The 17,169-nt window shown below is 69.8% G+C and carries 12 protein-coding genes and 1 tRNA gene; 6 read left to right on the top strand and 7 right to left on the bottom strand.

The window, feature by feature from the left end:
- Nucleotides 1–27 precede the first annotated feature (27 nt).
- Nucleotides 28–3,555 carry a DUF4082 domain-containing protein gene (locus IEY82_RS08715; RefSeq protein WP_229697561.1) on the bottom strand — a complete coding sequence of 1,176 codons (3,528 nt, stop codon included), beginning with the start codon at nt 3,553–3,555 and terminating at the stop codon, nt 28–30.
- Between the two features lie 414 nt (nt 3,556–3,969).
- Here IEY82_RS08715 and IEY82_RS08720 point away from each other — a divergent pair, with 414 nt between their 5' ends.
- Nucleotides 3,970–6,306: a hypothetical protein gene (locus IEY82_RS08720; RefSeq protein ID WP_189123485.1), complete on the top strand. Its 2,337-nt coding sequence runs from the start codon at nt 3,970–3,972 to the stop codon at nt 6,304–6,306.
- A gap of 4 nt (nt 6,307–6,310) precedes the next feature.
- On the opposite strand, the gene IEY82_RS08725 is transcribed toward IEY82_RS08720, so the two are convergent.
- On the bottom strand, nt 6,311–7,606 hold the full coding sequence (locus IEY82_RS08725) for a hypothetical protein (protein ID WP_189123486.1): 1,296 nt from the start codon (nt 7,604–7,606) through the stop codon (nt 6,311–6,313).
- Nucleotides 7,607–8,001: 395 nt separating this feature from the next.
- On the opposite strand from IEY82_RS08725, the gene IEY82_RS08730 reads away from it, so the two are divergent.
- The 5 genes from IEY82_RS08730 to IEY82_RS08750 are packed head-to-tail and all read left to right on the top strand — an operon-like array spanning nt 8,002 to nt 13,563.
- Entirely contained in the window at nt 8,002–9,159 is a 1,158-nt protein-coding gene (locus IEY82_RS08730; protein ID WP_225262445.1) for a glycosyltransferase, read from the top strand.
- Nucleotides 9,156–10,109 (top strand): NAD-dependent epimerase/dehydratase family protein, encoded by a 954-nt coding sequence (locus IEY82_RS08735; protein ID WP_189123488.1) that lies wholly within the window; start codon nt 9,156–9,158, stop codon nt 10,107–10,109. The genes IEY82_RS08730 and IEY82_RS08735 overlap by 4 nt, the downstream gene beginning before the upstream one ends.
- Before the next feature lie 55 nt (nt 10,110–10,164).
- Complete coding sequence (locus IEY82_RS08740) at nt 10,165–11,148, top strand: NAD-dependent epimerase/dehydratase family protein (protein ID WP_225262448.1); 984 nt, start codon at nt 10,165–10,167, stop codon at nt 11,146–11,148.
- Nucleotides 11,145–12,185 carry an MraY family glycosyltransferase gene (locus tag IEY82_RS08745; RefSeq protein WP_189123490.1) on the top strand — a complete coding sequence of 347 codons (1,041 nt, stop codon included), beginning with the start codon at nt 11,145–11,147 and terminating at the stop codon, nt 12,183–12,185. The genes IEY82_RS08740 and IEY82_RS08745 overlap by 4 nt, the downstream gene beginning before the upstream one ends.
- Nucleotides 12,169–13,563, top strand: coding sequence for a tyrosine-protein kinase domain-containing protein (locus IEY82_RS08750; protein ID WP_229697562.1), 1,395 nt, complete (start codon nt 12,169–12,171; stop codon nt 13,561–13,563). Before IEY82_RS08745 ends, IEY82_RS08750 begins: the two co-directional genes overlap by 17 nt.
- Here the strand turns inward: IEY82_RS08750 and IEY82_RS08755 are convergent.
- From IEY82_RS08755 to IEY82_RS08775, 5 genes are all read right to left on the bottom strand, one after another.
- Nucleotides 13,553–14,137: an arsenate reductase/protein-tyrosine-phosphatase family protein gene (locus IEY82_RS08755; protein WP_189123492.1), complete on the bottom strand. Its 585-nt coding sequence runs from the start codon at nt 14,135–14,137 to the stop codon at nt 13,553–13,555. The genes IEY82_RS08750 and IEY82_RS08755 overlap by 11 nt on opposite strands.
- Nucleotides 14,138–14,197: 60 nt before the next feature.
- On the bottom strand, nt 14,198–15,973 hold the full coding sequence (locus tag IEY82_RS08760; RefSeq protein WP_189123493.1) for a DUF4012 domain-containing protein: 1,776 nt from the start codon (nt 15,971–15,973) through the stop codon (nt 14,198–14,200).
- Nucleotides 15,963–16,391: an LPXTG cell wall anchor domain-containing protein gene (locus IEY82_RS08765; protein WP_189123494.1), complete on the bottom strand. Its 429-nt coding sequence runs from the start codon at nt 16,389–16,391 to the stop codon at nt 15,963–15,965. The genes IEY82_RS08760 and IEY82_RS08765 overlap by 11 nt, the downstream gene beginning before the upstream one ends.
- Before the next feature lie 312 nt (nt 16,392–16,703).
- Nucleotides 16,704–16,928: a helix-turn-helix domain-containing protein gene (locus IEY82_RS08770; protein ID WP_189123495.1), complete on the bottom strand. Its 225-nt coding sequence runs from the start codon at nt 16,926–16,928 to the stop codon at nt 16,704–16,706.
- 150 nt (nt 16,929–17,078) lie between these two features.
- Nucleotides 17,079–17,154: transfer RNA gene (locus IEY82_RS08775), tRNA-His, on the bottom strand.
- Between the last annotated feature and the right edge of the window lie 15 nt (nt 17,155–17,169).

The following is a 17,169-nucleotide window of genomic DNA, read 5'->3' on the forward strand; positions in this document are numbered from 1 at the left end:
CCGTGAGCCTGTTCCGTGCCGGTCCGGTCAGGGCGCGAACAGGACGTCCACCCAGTAGTTGCTGGACTGGAAACTGCTGGTCGGGAAGGTGTTCCCCGCACCGTACGTGTAGACGGCGTTCCCGCCCTCCGCGCCGTCGGCGAGGGCGATGAGCGGGCGGTTGACGTACTGGGTGGTGAAGTAGGGCCGGGTGATCGAGAACAGTCCGCTGGGAGTGTAATAAGAGGCGATATAGGTGGTGTTGGGGGCAATAGTGACAGGCGAGGGGAAGCTCACCTGTTGCCAGCCCGTCGCCGTCTCGTTGGTGAAGGTCGCGCTGGCGAGGAGCTGCCCGTCGGCGGTCCACAGGCTTCCGATGTGCGGCCCGGTGTTCTGCGGGCCCTTGTAGAAGCGCACCCCCTGGATGGCCCCGCCGGTGGTCGCCTTGAACTTCACGCCCAGCGTCACGGCCCTGTTGTCGGTCGACTGGCCGGCCGGGACCGTCGAGACGTCCCAGAGGCTGTTCAACGGCACGAACACCACGTCCACCCAGTAGTTGCTGGCGTTGAAGGTGCTCGACGGGAAGGTGTTCGTCGCGCCGTAGGTGTAGACGTTGTTCCCGGTGCCCGGCCCGCTCGCGACCGCCGTGAGCGGGCCGTTCGTGTAGGGCGAGGCGAAGTACTGCCGTGACGCCGCGTAGTTTCCGGACGGTGTGTGGTAGGAGGCGATATAGGTGGTGCCGGCGGAGATGGTGACCGGAGACGAGAAGGTCACCTGTTGCCAGCCTGACGCGGTCTCGTTGGTGAAGACGGCGTCGGCGAGGAGTCGCCCGTCGCTGCTCCAGAGGCTTCCGGTGTGCGGCCCGGTGTTCAGCGAGCTCTTGTAGAACCGGACTCCCTGGACGACCCCGTTGGTCGACGCCCTGAAGTTCACGCCGAGCGTGATGGCCTTGTTGTCCGAGGAGATAGTCGACGGGATCGTCGAGTCGTCCCAGAGGCTGTTCGACGGCACGAAGACGGGGTCCACCCAGTAGTTGCTGGCGTTGAAGGTGTTGGCCGGGAAGGCGCTCGTCGCGCTGTAGAGGTAGACGCCGTTCCCGCCCGACGCCGCGTCGGCGGGGGCGATGAGCGGGCCGTTCTCATAGGGAGCGGTGAAGTACGCCCGGTTCACCGCGAAGTGGCCGGTCGGTGTGAAGTAGGAGGCGATGTAGGTGGTGCCGGCGGTGACGGCGACAGGTGTCGAGAAGTTCACCTGCTGCCATCCGCTGGCCGTCTCGTTGGTGAACGTCGCGGTCGCCAGGAGTTGCCCGGAGGTGCTCCACAGGCTGCCGGTGTGCGTTCCGGTGTTGAGCGCGCCCTTGTAGAACCTGACCCCCCGGATGAAGCCCGGGCTCGTGGCGCGGAACTTCACGCCCAGCTCCACCGACCTGTCGTCGCTGGTGGAGACGGTGGCCGGCACGGTCGTGTCCGGCCACAGGGTGCAGGGCGGACAGTCCCTGGCCACGGTGACCGTGCGCTGCGTCGGAGTGCCCTGGATGTTGCCGATGTCGTCGACCGCCCGGGTCCTGATCGTCACGGGTCCGGTGGTGCCGGGCGTCGTCCAGTTGAACGTCCAGTTGGTGCGGCCGACCGCCTGGAACCAGCGGTTGCCGCCGTCGACCGACACCTCGACCCCCGCGACGACACCGCCGCCCGTGTCGGCCGCCGTGCCCTGGATCTGGACGACCGAACCGGCGGACACGACGCCCGCGGCGGCGGGATTGTTGATCGCCGAGGTCGGGGGAGCGGTGTCCGTCGACGGCGTCGTCGGCACCAGCCCCGGCTGGAGGCTGGCCGGCTGGGACCTCATGTCGGCGAACAGGTTGACGGTCGCCTGCTGCATGTCGATGTTCGTCGGTGTCCCGGGAAGGTCGTGGACCGCGTCCAGCCCCCAAGACCACTGGACGGTGCCCGAGCCGAAGACGAGCGCGTTGCTCGTGGGCTTGTAGAGCGTCAGGCTGTGCGTCGCGGTCCCGGCGCCGTAGGTGCTACCGAAGTCGAGCAGGAACAGATTGGTGGTCGACACGGTCGTCCGCGAGAACTTCACCAGTCCCGCCGGCGCGACTCCGTTGTCGGGCGCCTCGTCCCATTCGTAGCCGAGCGTGCCGAGGGGGAAGGTCACCGCCTGCCCCGGCTGCAGGCCGGCGATGGAGGTGTTGCGCCACAACCGCATGGAGCCGAACTCCGCGGGCACGCTGATGGCGTTGTACGAGTAGCCGTTCATCCGGAACAACGTGCCGGTGAGGGCGTTCTCCGGTCTGCCCCCGTCCGAAGGCGGGGAGAAACGCGGATCACGCCAGGTCCCCGTCCACTGCGGACTGGGGTCGATCTTGGCGTTGGCCAGCGTCTCCTTGTAACAGACGAGGGTGCGGAAGGGAGTGGCCTGCCCGTCGATGCTCGGCTCCCACCGGGTCTTCCAGAAGATCTCGTTGCCGGTGAAGAAGGCGAGGTTCACCCCCGCGTTCCGGGCGGCGTAGGCGTTGTCCAGCATGTCGTTGGACCAGTATTCGTCGTGGCCGGACGAGATGAACGTCTGGTGGTTCAGCATCGCCGCGCCGCGGCTGGCCGTGTCGATGTTGCTGGTATAGCTGACGTCGTAGCCGTTGGCCTCGATCCAGCGGACCATCGGATACTCGGCTCCGAAGAACCTGCTGCGGGCGTCGAAGGGACGGTTGTAGCTGACCTTGAACGCCCGGTTCGCCGGGCTGCCGGTGTAGAGGCTGTTGCCGCCGTAGGTGTTGTAGGCCTGCCAGGTGGCGTCGGAGGTCTGCAGGAGGATCTCCGACTGGCGGGCGTCGTCCCGGACGACGAAGATCATCTGGCTCAGGCCGCTGATGCCGTCCTCGCGGATCAGGTTGGCGATGTAGACCCCCGAGACGGCGGTGCCCGGCACCGCCCAGGAGGCGGACACCGCCCAGTTGCCGCAGTCCACCAGCCCCGTCGACGCCTCGCTCACGCATTCCGGTTGGAGCTGGGGGAGCGTGACGGAGGGCTGCACGGTCGCCATCTGGCGGGCGCCCAGGCCGCTGTAGTACCCGAGCCGGAATATCTCGATGCGGTAGTCGGTCGCGCCGGTGTTCACCTTGAACTGAACGGTCTGCCCCTTGTTCACGCTGATCTGCGTGGGATAGCCGGGGATGCCGCCCTGGGTGGGCACGTCCCACTGGCTCGGCGGGCTGCCCGGCAGGCTGTTCTCGATGCAGATGACGGAGGTCGGCGGGCATGCGGCTCTGCCCTTGCGGGTCCGGGCGGGCAGGTGCCGGCGCATGGTGCGAAAGGCCTCGGTGACGGTCTGCCGCTTCCCCGGCCGCATCCGGTCGACGGGGTCGTACGCGGAGGCGCGGCTCCAGGAGGGTGCTGCGTGCCGGTCGGCGGCGACGACCGTGGTCGGCGCCGGCGGCTGAGTGACCGGCGCCGGCGGAGCGTCGGCGCCCAGCAGCAGGCTGAGCGCGGACGCCGCGCCGCCGCCGAGCCCGAACAGCGCGGTGCGTAGCAGCCGCCGTGCCGGGAAACCGGTCTTCTGCCCGCTGTTCAGCACGTGGCCTCCGGCCGCATCCAGAGTCAAGCAATGTCAGATGGCGGCAAGTTTGGCGATAACCCGTGGCAGGAGACGGCGTGGAAGGTGTCATACAGCGGTGTCTTTGCCAATGCTTTCTTACGACCAAGCCCACAAGTAGCGCGATATCGTCGTTAATACCGATTACTGGTGGAGGTGAAATCGGATGGTCGGTTTTCCGGGCGATACGCGGGTGGCGTGACCAGATCGCCGCTGCCGGAACAACCGCCCGGAACAACCGCCCGGAACAATCGCCGCTGCCGGAACAATCCGCGCTGCGGAACAGTCGGTGCTGACGGAACAGTCGGTGCTGACGGAACAAAGGAAAGGCAAGGACATCGCTGAGCGCCCGGTGTTCGCCCCGTCACGGTCGCCGGAATTGCCAGACTCGCGCTCATGACCGGTTCCGCGTCTCTCGAGGGTTTCGCCCATGCCCCCGGAGGATCACCCGAAGACCTGCACGAGATCCGGCTCCCCGGCACCGGGCGACATCCGGATCGCCGTCCCCCCGGGGCGCGGGGGGTGTTCTCGTGGCTGCCCGCCGTGCTCACGCTGGGGTTCGTCGCCGTCGTCCTGTGGTTCTACGGTGTTTCCGTCGGGGACATGGCGGCCTTCGGCGCTTATGTCGTGCTGTGTCTCGCGGGTCCGGGACTGCTGCTGGTCCGTGCCCTCTACGGTGACCGCCGCACCCTGGCGGAGGAGCTGGCGCTGGGGGTGGCGCTCGGCTACGCCATCGAAGTGCTGGTGTACATCATCGTCCGGGCCCTCGACCTGCCGCTGCTCGTCGTGGCGTGGCCGATCGCCGTCTACGTCGCCTTCCTCGCCTCTCCCCGGCTTCGCAGGCACTGGAAGGGCGGGGCGCGGCCGGCCGCTCCGATCTGGTGGTCGTGGTCGCTGGCGGCGATCGTCTGCTATCTGGTCGCCTGGAGCGCGCGCGCCTACTACAGCTTCGGCCCGCTGTCCTGGCCCGCCCTGGCAGGCTATCCCGATGACGCGCCGTTCCACCTCGCGCTGATCGGCGAGCTGAAGCAGCACATGCCGCCCATGACCCCCATGGTGGCCGGTGAGCCGCTCTCCTATCACTGGTTCGTCTACGCGCACTACGCCGCCGCGAGCTGGATCAGCGGTGTGGAGCCGCTCGTCCTGCTCTTCCGGCTGGGGATGCTGCCGGTGCTGGCCGCGTTCGTCGTCCTGGTCGCGCTGCTCGGGCGGCAGGTGATGGAGTCGTGGAGGGGAGCCCTGATCGCCACCTGCGCGACGGTCCTGCTGGGGGCGCCCCTCCTCTACCTCGGTTCGAGCGGCGTGTTCACCTTCGGCGGCATGCACGACGCGGCGTGGGGGAGCCCCACCTTCGCGTTCGGGGCCCTGCTGTTCGTTCCCGTCGTGCTGCTCGTGAACGATCTTCTGCGGCTGGGCCGGTGGGGCGGCGGGGTATGGCTGCTCCTCGCGATCTTCCTCGTGGTGGTCATGGGCGCCAAGGCCACGCACCTGCCCATGCTCACCGTGGGGCTGCTGGCGGTGATCGCGGTCAAGGTGGTCAGGAGGCGGCGGCCTCCGTGGGCCGCCGTCGTCACGCTCGCGATGACCGCGGGATGCCTGTTCTTCGCCCAGTACGTCCTGTACGGCGGCCAGCGGCAGGGCACGATCGTCGCCCCGCTCTCCTACCTGCGCACGGTCTGGCAGGACCTGACCGGCCTGCCGATCGAGTCCGTGCCCCCACTGGCCTCGCTGCTCGGCGTGCTGACGATCTACCTGCTGTCCTGGGCCGTCACCTGGTGCCCGGTCCTGGGGCTGCTGAGCCGGCCGAGATCGCTGCTGCGCGCCGACGTGGTCCTCATGCTGGGCATCAGCGCTGCGGGTCTCGGCGCGATCCTGGTGCTCGATCATCCCGGCAGGAGCCAGCTGTACTTCCTGTGGGGGACCTACCCCTATCTGGCGATCATCGCGGTCCACGGGCTCATCGTGATCCTGCGCCGTGGCCGGGTGTCGCGCCGGGCGACGCTGTGCGCCGTGGGCGCCGGAGTGGTCTGCGCGTACGCGATCCCCGTCCTCTGCGGGGTCAGGACGCCGCTGGATCCCGGCCAGGCGGACTCCGTCCTCTACCGGCCGCACGTCGCGCTGGCCGTGGTGGTCGCGCTGGCGGTGCTCGTCCTGGTCGTCCTGAAGCCGGGCCGCCGCGGCTGGGCTCTGCTGCTCACGGCGCTGGCCGCCATCGGCCTGCCCGCCGCGCACCACGCCCGCGTCCTGTCCTTCGCGTACGGCGGCGGCGGTCAGGCGGCCTCGGCGGAGCCCGGCGTCGCCGTCCCCCAGGGCGCGCTGGCCGCGGCGAGGTGGCTGCGCGCCAACTCGGCCGAGGACACCCTGGTCGCGACGAACGTGCACTGCCGGTGGGGCTTCGAGAACCCGTGCGACACTCGCCAGTTCTGGATGTCGGCCCTGACCGAGCGGCGTTTCCTGATCGAGGGGTGGGCGTTCACGTCGACGAACGCGGACCGCTGGCAGCCGGGCCTGCCCGTGATGAGCCTGCCGTTCTGGGACCGGGCCCGGTTCGAGGCGAACGAGGCGGCCTTCGCGGCTCCGTCGACGGGCGCGGTCCAGCGGCTCCGGGAGCGTTACGGGGTCGGCTGGCTGTTCGTCGACGGGACGCGCCCCGGCGTGAGCCCCGACCTCGCGGACTTCGCCCGGCTCCGGTTCCGTTCCGGGGACTTCGCCGTCTACCAGACAGATCGGTAGGGAGTCACCGGCGAGGCGCGGGATCCCCGGTCAGGTGCCTGGCCGGCCGCGGGTCCCGCGTCCTGGAGCGTTCTGGAGCTCCGGGCGTCGCGCCGGACGGAGCCACCGAGGACCCCAGCGGCAGCCGGCTCCAGGCCACCGCGGCGAGCAGGCTGGTGACCAGGACGATGGGGATCCGCTGCCGGAAGATCAGCCCGATGTTGGACATAGTGGTCGCGTAGGCGATCGTGCCGGGCACGATGAACAGCAGCAGGATGAGCAGGATCCGGCGATCGTGGCGCCAGAGCCGCACGGCGCCACGAGCCGCCGACCAGAGCAGGAAATACCAGAGCAGCACGTCGATCTTCCCGAGGTGCAGCGCGAGGCTGCCCGAGGCCCACGGGAACGGCGACAGGACCGTGTAGACCAGCTTCTCCCCGAGGGAGTTCCACGCGTCGCCGCCGTCCTCGAAGATCACCCCTGAGCCGCCGGTGGCGTTGGCGTACCGGACCACGTTCGACTGTCCCCGGTCCAGTTGCTGCTGCAGCTGCTCGATGGCGGCGCTGTCGTACACGCTGCCGAAGAACAGCATGGCCGTGGCCAGCAGCGCGCTGAACGTGACCAGCTTGCGCACCGAGAACTTCGCCTTCGAGACCAGCACTCCGCAGATCAGCGGCACCACGCACATGAACACCATGTAGGGGCGGACGTACCACAGGCACCACAGCAACCCCGCCGCCAGGACCAGCCTGCTCAGGCTGAACCGCCGCGCGGCCGACGCCCCGATGCCGACGCAGGCCACGACGAGGAACGCGTTGAACCCGTCCTTGTAGGTGTCGGACGTGTGCAGCAGCAGCGCGGGCATGAAGGCGGTCACGACGACCAGGCGGAACGCGGCGCGCTCGTCGGCGCCGACGAGCCTGGCGAACTTGTGCACGATGACGCACAGCGCGCACGCGAGCAGCGCCACGATCGCCGTGCAGGCCAGCGGCGCGGGGCCGTCGCACAGGTAGATGACCAGGGCGAAGACGTTGCACGGCACCGCGATGGAGAAGAGCGAGCTCATCTCGTCGGCCGTGACGAACTGGACGCCTTCCAGCCGCCAGTAGCCCACGATCTCCATCGCCCGGGCCTCGTAGTCCAGATTGTCGCCGCCGTACTCGATGACGCCCGACCGCATCACCAGGACATGGATGACCAGGCGCAGCACGAACGCGCCGAGCAGCACCGGAAGCACGCGCCGGGCCACCGCCGCGTCCAGGTTCGCGTGGACGAGCCAGACGAGCGTCACAGCGGCGGCGGCGACAATGAGAAATTCCATAAAATGCGACCTTCAGTCCCGCTGAGCATGACGCTCCAATGCCCAGCATTCGAACCGAATCGCCGGGAAGCGACCGGGCGACGACGACGCTAGCGCCGGAACCTCCGTGACATCACTTTCCGAGGATGGCCATGGCCCGCTGATTACTTCACCTTGCGCATTCTTTCCGGCCTGACGCCTTTCCCGGCGGTCCACTCCGTCCATATGTGGCCCAGGACGTACGAAGAGTAAGCGGCGACTCCCCGACGATCACGCTCAGGTAGGGAGCGAGGAAACATTTCGCCACCCACCGAGACGGCGCGAGCGGAACTGACCGATTCCCTAGCTAGCTTCGCGGACGTGAACCAGACCTGTCATCGAGGAGCCGAATGAAGCCGGACAGTCGGATTCGCGTCATGGAAATCATCGCCCGGCTGAACGTCGGCGGTCCCGCCACACAGGTGATGGGACTTTCCGAGCGCCTGAATTCCGAGGAGTTCGACCACCGCCTCTACACCGGCCACGTCGGCGACGACGAGGGTGACCACCTCGGTCTGAAGCGCTCCGACGTGCGGGTGCACCGCATCGCCGGCCTCGGCCGTTCCATCAGGCCCTCCGACGACGTCCGTGCCCTCACCGGGCTGGTGTCGGCCATGCGCGCCTTCCGCCCCCACGTCGTCCACACGCGGACCGCGAAGGCCGGCGCGCTCGGACGGGTGGCCGCCAAGCTGGCGGGAGTGGGCTCGGCCGGCGTGCACGTCTTTCACGGTCACCTCCTCGACGGCTACTTCTCGGGCGCGAAGAGGGCGCTCTACGTGCGCTCGGAACGCCTCCTCGCGTCCATGTCCGACCGCCTGGTCACCGTGGGCGCCAAGGTCCGGGACGACCTGCTCGCCGCCGGCATCGGGCGGCCCGAGCAGTATGTCGTGATCCCTCCCGGTGTCCGGCTGGGCCCCGTGCCCGACCGCCTGACCGCCCGCCGCGAGCTCGGCCTGCCCGCCGACGCCCCCGTGGTCGCGTACGTCGGCCGTCTCACCCAGGTCAAGCGCCCCGACCGGTTCGTCGCCACGGCGAACACGATCCTCCAGCGGATGCCCGACTGCCGCTTCGTCATCTGCGGCGGCGGCGAGCTGCGCGACCAGGTGGCACGCGGTGTCGAACCCCTCCGGCACGCCTTCCACCTGCTGGGCTGGCGCAAGGACGTGGAGACGGTCTACGCGGCCGCCGACGTGGTCCTGCTGACCTCCGACAACGAGGGCACGCCGCTCACGCTCATCGAGGCCGCCATGGCCGGCACCCCGGCCGTCGCCACGCGGGTCGGCAGCGTCGCCGAGGTCGTCCAGGACCGCCGCACCGGGCTGCTCGCCGCGCCCGACGTGACGGAGCTGGCGGACCGCACGGTGCGGCTGCTCACCGACCCGGACCTCGCGCGCGCCCTGGGCGAGGCGGCCATCGCCTGGTCGAGCGCCGCGTTCGACGTGGACCGCCTCGTCGCCGACACCGAGGCCCTGTACCGATCGCTGGGCGGCCTGCGCCGGGATCGTCGTGTCACTACAGGAGGGAACGAAAGATGAAAGTCCTGGTAACCGGGGGCGCCGGCTTCATCGGCGCGAACCTGTGCAGGGCGCTCGCCTCCCGGCCGGAGATCCAGAGGGTCACCGCGCTGGACGACCTGAGCAGCGGGGATCTCGCCAACCTCGACGGCGTCGAGGCCGACTTCGTGCGGGGCAGCATCCTGGACGCGGAGCTGCTGACCCGGCTCGTGGCCGACACCACGACCGTCGTCCACCTCGCCGCGCGGCCCTCGGTGCCCCGCTCGCTGGCCGACCCGCTGACCTCGCACGACGTCAACGCCACCGGCACGCTGCGGGTGCTGGAGGCGTGCCGCGTCTCCGGCCCGCACGTGATCCTGGCCTCGTCGTCGTCGGTCTACGGCAACAGCGCGGAGCCGTACAAGCACGAGGACCTGCCCACCAGGCCGCTCAGCCCCTACGGCGTGAGCAAGCTGGCGACCGAGGCGTACGCGCTGGCCTACGCCTCCAGCTTCGGCCTGGACGTCCTGCCCTTCCGCTTCTTCAACGTCTACGGACCGCTGCAGGCCGCCGACCACGCCTACGCGGCGGTCATCCCGTCGTTCGTGTCCAAGGCCATGGCGGGCGAGCTGGTGCCGATCTACGGCGACGGGCACCAGGCACGGGACTTCACCTTCGTGGGGTCGGTGACGGACGTCCTCGGGGAGGCGGTGGTGCGCCGGGTGACCAGCGCGAAGCCGGTCAACCTGGCCTTCGGCACCCGGATCTCGCTGCTGGAGCTGAAGGACGTCCTCGGGTCGGTCCTCGGCCGGCCGGTCGAGGCCGCCTTCCTGCCGCCCCGCCTGGGCGACATCCGCGAGTCACAGGCGTCACCCGCGCTGCTGCGCCAGCTGTTTCCCGGTGTGCGCCCGGTGTCGCTGGAGGAGGGGCTGCGCAGGACCGTGGCCTGGTTCGAGAAGGCGGTGATCATGAGCGCCGGCAGTCAGGCCTGACCCCGTCCCTCTCCACCGCCAACGAACACGTTTTCACGCACCAATGGGGAAACTCGTGAGTAAAGCATGCAAGTACCTGATCACGGGCGGCAGCGGATTCATCGGCTCACACCTGACCGACGCGTTGCTCGCCCGCGGTGACTCCGTCGTGATCCTCGACAACCTGTCGACCGGACGTCTCAGCAACCTGCGGCCGCATCCCGGCATGCGTTTCGTCCACGGGTCGATCCTGGACGAACTCATCGTCGACGAACTCGTCAACCAGTGCGACGTGGTCGTGCACCTGGCCGCAGCCGTCGGCGTCAAGCTGATCGTCGAGCAGCCGCTGCGGTGCCTCACGACCAACATCCGCGGCTCGGAGATCGTCATCGAGGCCGCGCACAGGTACCGCAAGAAGATCCTGATCGCCAGCACGAGCGAGATCTACGGCAAGAACTCGTTCGGAGCGCTGAGCGAGGACGCCGACCGCATCCTCGGCAGCACCGGCGTCGTCCGCTGGGCCTACAGCACGGCGAAGTCCGTCGACGAGATCCTGGCCAACGCCTACCACGCCGAACGCGGCCTGCCCACGATCGTCGTCAGGCTCTTCAACACCGTGGGGCCACGGCAGAGCCCCGCCTACGGGATGGTCATCCCGCGCCTGGTGCGCCAGGCCCTGGCCGGCGAGCCGCTCACCGTCTTCGGCGACGGCACCCAGACCCGCTGCTTCGCCCATGTCACGGACGTCGTCGACGCCCTGATCGGGCTGCTCGGCAACGACGCGGCCGTCGGGCGGACGTTCAACATCGGCTCGGCCGACGAGGTGAGCATCCTCGAACTGGCGAAACTGGTCGTCGAGCACACCGCGTCCACGTCCGGGGTCGAACTCGTTCCCTACCACGAGGCGTACCGGCAGGGCTTCGAGGACATGACCCGCAGGGTCCCCGACACGACGCGGATCCGCGAGCTCACCGGCTGGGTCCCGCGACGCACGCTCGACGAGATCCTCACCGAGATCGTCGAGGAGGCCCGCGAGGAACTCGCGGCGGCGATGCGGTGAGCGGCGCATACGCGCTGGCCGCCGGCTCGGTGGCCTGCCTGTTCAGCGTCACCGCCGCGGTCCCGCTGAAGCACCTGGCACTGCGGTGGGGGTTCACCGACCGCCCCGGCGGGCACAAGCGGCATCTCCGCCCGACTCCGTACCTGGGCGGCATCGCGATCACGCTGGCCACGGTGCTGCCCGCCATGGCCGCGCTCGGCTTCGCCGACCAGCGGATCACCGCCATCCTGCTGGCCGCCACGGCGGTGGCCCTGCTCGGGCTCATCGACGACATCGCGTCGCTGCCGGCGCTCACCAGGCTGACCGTGGAGACCGTGTCGGCCATCGGCGTCGTGCTCGCCGGAGTCGAGATCACCGTGACCGGCGCGTGGCCGGACGGCGTGATCACGGTGATCTGGATCGTCGTGCTGACCAACTCCTTCAACCTGCTGGACAACATGGACGGCTCGCTCGGGGCCGTCGCCACGGTCAGCGCCGCCTTCCTCGCGGGCGCCGCGTTCCTGCTCGACCAGCCCGCCCTGGCCCTGCTCCTGATCGTGCTGGCCGGCGCGGCGCTGGGCTTCCTGCCGCACAACTGGTCGCCGGCGCGGATGTTCATGGGCGACGCCGGGTCGCTGTTCATCGGCTTCGTCCTCACCTGCTCGGCGGTCGCCCTGAGCACGGGGCGGGGCCCCGGCACGGCGGTCGCCGGGCTGCTGCTGACCACCTTCGTCGCGACCGTCGACACCGGCGTGGTGTTCCTGTCCCGGCTGCGCGCCGGGCGCTCGCCGCTGACGGGCGGCACCGACCACGTCTCGCACCGGCTCCGGCGCCTCGGCTTCGACGCCCGCTCGGTCGCCCTGCTGCTCGCCCTGACCGCCGCGTTCGCCGGCGCGCTCCTCGCCGCCATGGTCCTCGGCTGGGTGCCTGCGCTGAGCGCCGCCATCGTCGCGGCCGGCACCGCGATCGGCCTCATCACCCTGCTGCTGAGCGTGAACGCCGACGTGCCGCACCGTCCTGTCGAGAACCCTCCACGAATCCGTGAAAGGCGGCGATGATCAGGTGGACCTGCTCTCCCTGGTACGGCTCGCACGTAAGAACTGGATGCTCATCTTCCTGTCGCTGATCATCTCGGTAGGCGCCGCGCTGGTCGTGACCGCGAACATGCCGCCCAAGTACGTCGCGACGATCACCATGCTGTTCTCCAGTTACGACAAGCAGGGCGCGTTCTCGCCCGCCTATCAGGTGGGCACCCTGTCGCAGGGCGTGCAGTCCTACGCGACGCTGCTGACCAGCCGACGGCTCGTCAGCGAGATCGCCACGGGCGACGAGATCCCGCGCCTGCAGGCCAGGATCACAGCCGAGGTCGTCCCCGGCACGGTGCTGCTCCGCGCGATGGTCAGCGACGCCGATCCCAACCGTGCCGCGGCGCTGGCCAACGCCCTGGGCGCCAAGTTCGCCAAGCTGATCGACCAGATCGAGCGGCCGACCCCCACCAGCAGGCCGACCGTCAAGGTCACCGTGGTGGATCAGGCGGAGGTGCCCCAGAAACCGGTCAGCCCCGTGCCGCTGCTCAACCTCCTGATCGCCGTGCTGGTCGCGCTGGTCGCCTCGATCAGCGCGCTCATCCTGCGCGAACGCCTGGACACCACGATCAAGACCTCCGACGTGCTGCAGCGGACGTCGGAGAGCTCCACGCTGGGCATCATCGGCTATGAGAGGGACGCGCGGCGCCACCCGCTGATCGTCCGGCGCGACGGCCGGTCGTCCCGCGCGGAGGCGTTCCGCTCGCTCCGCACCAACCTGCAGTTCATCGGGGTCGACCGGCAGCCCAAGTCGCTCGTGATCACCAGCTGCCTGCCGAACGAGGGCAAGTCCTCGACCTCCTCCAACCTCGCGATCACCCTGGCCCAGACCGGCTGGCGGGTGCTCCTGGTCGACGGAGACCTGCGCCGCCCGCGCATTCCCGACTACCTGGGCATCGAGGGCGGGATCGGCCTGACGGACGTGCTGATCGGCAGGGCCCGGCTGGCCGATGTGATCCAGACCTGGGGCGAGCCGAGCCTGCACGTGCTGCCGAGCGGCCAGACCCCGCCGAACCCGAGCGAGCTGCTCGGCTCGCAGGGCATGCGCCAGGTGCTCGACGAACTCACGGACGCCTTCGACATCGTGATCTTCGACGCGCCGCCGCTGCTGCCCGTCACCGACGCCGCGACGCTCGCCGCGATCTGCGACGGGGTGATGCTCGTCGCGCGCTACGGCAAGACCCGGCAGGAGCACATCCTGCGGGCCACGGAGCAACTGTCGTCGATCAACGCGCGCATCGTGGGAACGGTGCTCAACTTCGTGCCCGCCAAGTCCAGCCGCTACGACGGCTACGGATACGGCTACGGGTACGAGACCAAGTCCGAGGCGAAGGCCCCGGTCACCGCGTGAACAAGTGGAGCGGGGCCTCGATCGCCTGGGCGATCCGCCGCCCCGCCTTCCGGTAGGCCCAGCGCGAGCCGCCGAACGGGTCCGCGATGTCGGGCTGGTCCACCCGGACCAGCCCGCGCAGCGCCCGCGCCTCCTCGACGAGCGTGTGCGCGCGCCGCACGGGGTCACGGGGGCGAATGACGGCCGCGTCGGTGAGCGCCTGGCTCAGCGTGCCGAACTCGGCGATGGTGAAGGTACGCGCGGCCGCCGCGGGGCACATCCCGACCGACTCGGCCCGGTGCGCGGTGGTGGCCGTCAGCACGAGGTCGGCGTCCGCCATCAGCGCCGGGGTCAACGGCCGGGAGACGAAACCGCCGGGCTCGCCGCCCATGCGCAGCAGCAGCCGCCGTACGGGCTCGGCCATCGGCCTGCCGGGCTCGGCCCGCACTCCCGCGCTCGACACCAGGAACGGCGGGCCGAGGACCGACCGGGCCAGCCGCTCGGCGAGCGGGGAGCGGCAGATGTTGGCCGTGCAGACGAACAGGATGCGAAACCCGGCCCGCGATGACGGCAGGGCGTCCCCCGTACCTTCCATGGGGGCGACGGTAGGACGCCCGGTCCGGTCGCCTGCCTCGGCACGCCGGACTTTGCCGTTCTATCGGTCCTCTTGACCCGCGCCGAAGGCGCAGCCGTCCGGATTCTCGATGATCTGGGTCCGCTGCGGATGGACCAGGGGCTGCACCGGCACACGCGGCGGCGCCGCCGTGACCGGCTCCAGCATCAGGAACTCCAGCGTCCTCGTCTGCCGGGGACCCAGCTCCAGCATGGTCGAGTAGACCGGGTGGGACCGTTCGACCTCCCGGAAGAGGTTCGCGGGCTTACCGTCGATCTTCATGCCGCCGCTCTTCGAGCCGACCGAGGCGAACAGCGAGACCCACAGCAGGTTGGACCCCCGGGCGTGGTGACGGTTCGGGGAGTCGAGCCGGCCGGAGGCGTAGGGGGCCAGCTTCCCGCGCGGCACGTCGTTGAAGAGGCCGACCCGTACCCGGCTGACGCGGGTCCCGTCGGCGCGGCAGGGCCCCAGCTCGTACTCGAGCGAGCGCTTCAGGTAGTAGTCGAGCTTGTTGCCGCCCGAATTGTTGACCACCAGCCCGGCGAACGGTTCCGGCCGCCGCGGCAGCTCGCCGGCGAGCGGGGTGGCCGCCAGCCGCTTCTGCTCCGCGTCCCTGCGGCTCCAGATCTGGATCCGCCGCTCCTCCGCGATCCGGGACAGGGTGGACATCAGGGCCGCCGGGTCGATGCTGGCTCTGGGCAGGGCCTCGCTGACGGCGGTGGCGATCGTGATGAGAAACCTCTTGCGCGCCCACTGGTTCGAGAAGCGCTCGTAGGCGGTGCGCTCGGTGAGGTCGATGACGTTGTCCGCGGTCACCTTCTCTCCACCGGGCAGGGTGACCGGCCCGATCAGCTGGAGAAGGTAGGACAGGCCGACCGGGTCCGTCGCGATCGCGCCGTCCAGGCGCTGGTGCGTCTGGCGTTCCCACAGCGCGGTCCAGGTGCGCGCGGCGTACGGGAAGTGCGGCGAGAGGTTGGAGTTGGCCAGCAGGTAGAGGGGGCTCTCGCCGTAACGCGAGCGGAACGCGCGGCCGTGGTCGACGACCGGGCGGGAGATCGGCTCAAGGCCGCTGTTGGCGGCGAGCCGTTCGATGCCGAACTTCCCGCGGTCGGTCTTGAGAATGCCGAACGCGCCGACGAGGCCGCCGGTGCCGCGAGCCTCGGCGTTGGTCTGGAAGCCGAGGAAGTAGCGGCGCGGGCCGTCGTTTCCCAGCATCGGCGGTAGCAGGGCGCCGGCGTCGGCCGCGAGGTCGAGCCAGCCACTGAGCCGGTCGACCTCGTGCAGCGCGGTGCCGCGGGCCGCGTCCAGCGTCGCCAGGCCGGTGTCCGCCGGGGTGGCCGCCAGCCGGGCCCGCGCCGCGGCGATCCGGCCGGCGGCGGTGTCCAGCGTGGGCGCCGCGGCCTCGAGGTGGGGCAGAAACTCGTGTATGTCGCCCATGGCGAACCCGCCGGACGCCATCAGCTTCGCGCCGGCCCCGTGGACGTCGGTCAGCACCTCGGTCAGCTCGGCCGCCGCCTCGGCCAGCCCCCGGACGGTGGTCGCGCCGTCTCCGACGACGGGGGAGCGGGAGATCAGCGACCAGTCGGGGCCGCTGGTGAGGCGGAGCGCCTCGTGCGCGTGCAGACGCGCCCGCGCGAGCGCCTCTCCCAGCTGCCGGGGCTCGCTCTCTCGCATCCCGGCCAGGATGTCCTTGGTGGCCTGGAGCTCGACCTGCACGTTACGGCCGAGGTACGCCGACCAGCCACCGGCCGCCACGAGGCCGGCGGCTGGAACCAGCAGGCCGAACGTGACGAACCGGCGGCGCTTGTCAGCTCGCACTGGACGATCGGCGACGCCGTACCGCGATCATGGTTCCGGAGGCTCCCAGGAACAGCATTCCCGCACCGATCGCCGCCAGGGTCTGCACCGGCGCTCCCGTCATCGGCAGCTCGGCCCCGCTCTTCTCCCCGCAGGCTCCGCCGGAGCAGCCTCCGCGCCTCCAGTAGCGGTTGCGGTCCAGGTCGTCGACCTCGACGAAGACCTCAACGTCGGTGCGGGACTCGATGTGCCCGTCGGTGTCGGTGTCGGAGTCGGTCTCGGCGTGCTGGTCGGGTTTGGGCGGGTAGGGGAACGGACTCGGATCCAGCGTGGAGGCGGTCCGGGCGGCCGAGGCCATCGCCGTTCCGGAGGACGCGAACGTGATCCCGCCCGCGGCGGCCATCGCGACGAGAATAGGTACCGTGATTCTTCCAGCCATGTCAGACTCCCCCGTGACGGTGTTCGGGCCTCAGAACATTCGCCCGGAATGATGGCGAGTGTTCACCCGAAACCGTTCTATGTGTCCGGAGGCGCGGTGCTTCAGGGGGCGCACACGCCTTACCGAATGATCACTGATCATTCGCCGGAGGTTGACGATCGCTTCGCGGCCGCGGGCCGACGGGGATCAGCCAGGTCGCGGGGCAGGCCCGGCCGCTCTCGCGGCGATGTCGATGTGAGAGGCTAGCGCGTCGGCTGGACGGCCGTCCGGCAACACGCCCAACGAGCACGGAGATCGCGGCGCCCGCCGCCGTCAGCCGTTGCGAGACTGCCAGAGCCCGATGGCCGTGACCCTGGAGTCCACGCCCAGCTTGGCGTAGATGCGATTGACGTGGTTCTTGACCGTCTTCTCGCTGAGAAAGAGGCGACGGGCGATCTGGCCGTTGGACTGACCTGTCGCGATCAGGTCCATGACCTCGGCCTCGCGTTTGCTCAGGGACGTGAAAATGCTGTCGAACGCTGCGTCGTCGACTCTCATCCGGCCTCCGGGGGCACACAGACGGGCAGGTCGCCGAGGCCCCCGAGCTTCCGGCGTTAGCGGTAGACAGCGAGCATAACTCGCATAGTCATGTTTTGGGGACATTGAGGAGAAAACGACAACGGCCGGTCCCTGAGGACCGGCCGTTCGTGGGGTGAGTGAAGGGACTTGAACCCTCGACATCCAGGACCACAACCTGGCGCTCTACCGCCTGAGCTACACCCACCATGGACCGCGTTGT

This window comes from Nonomuraea cavernae (assembly GCF_014646355.1).
In the GTDB taxonomy this organism is placed as follows: domain Bacteria; phylum Actinomycetota; class Actinomycetes; order Streptosporangiales; family Streptosporangiaceae; genus Nonomuraea; species Nonomuraea cavernae.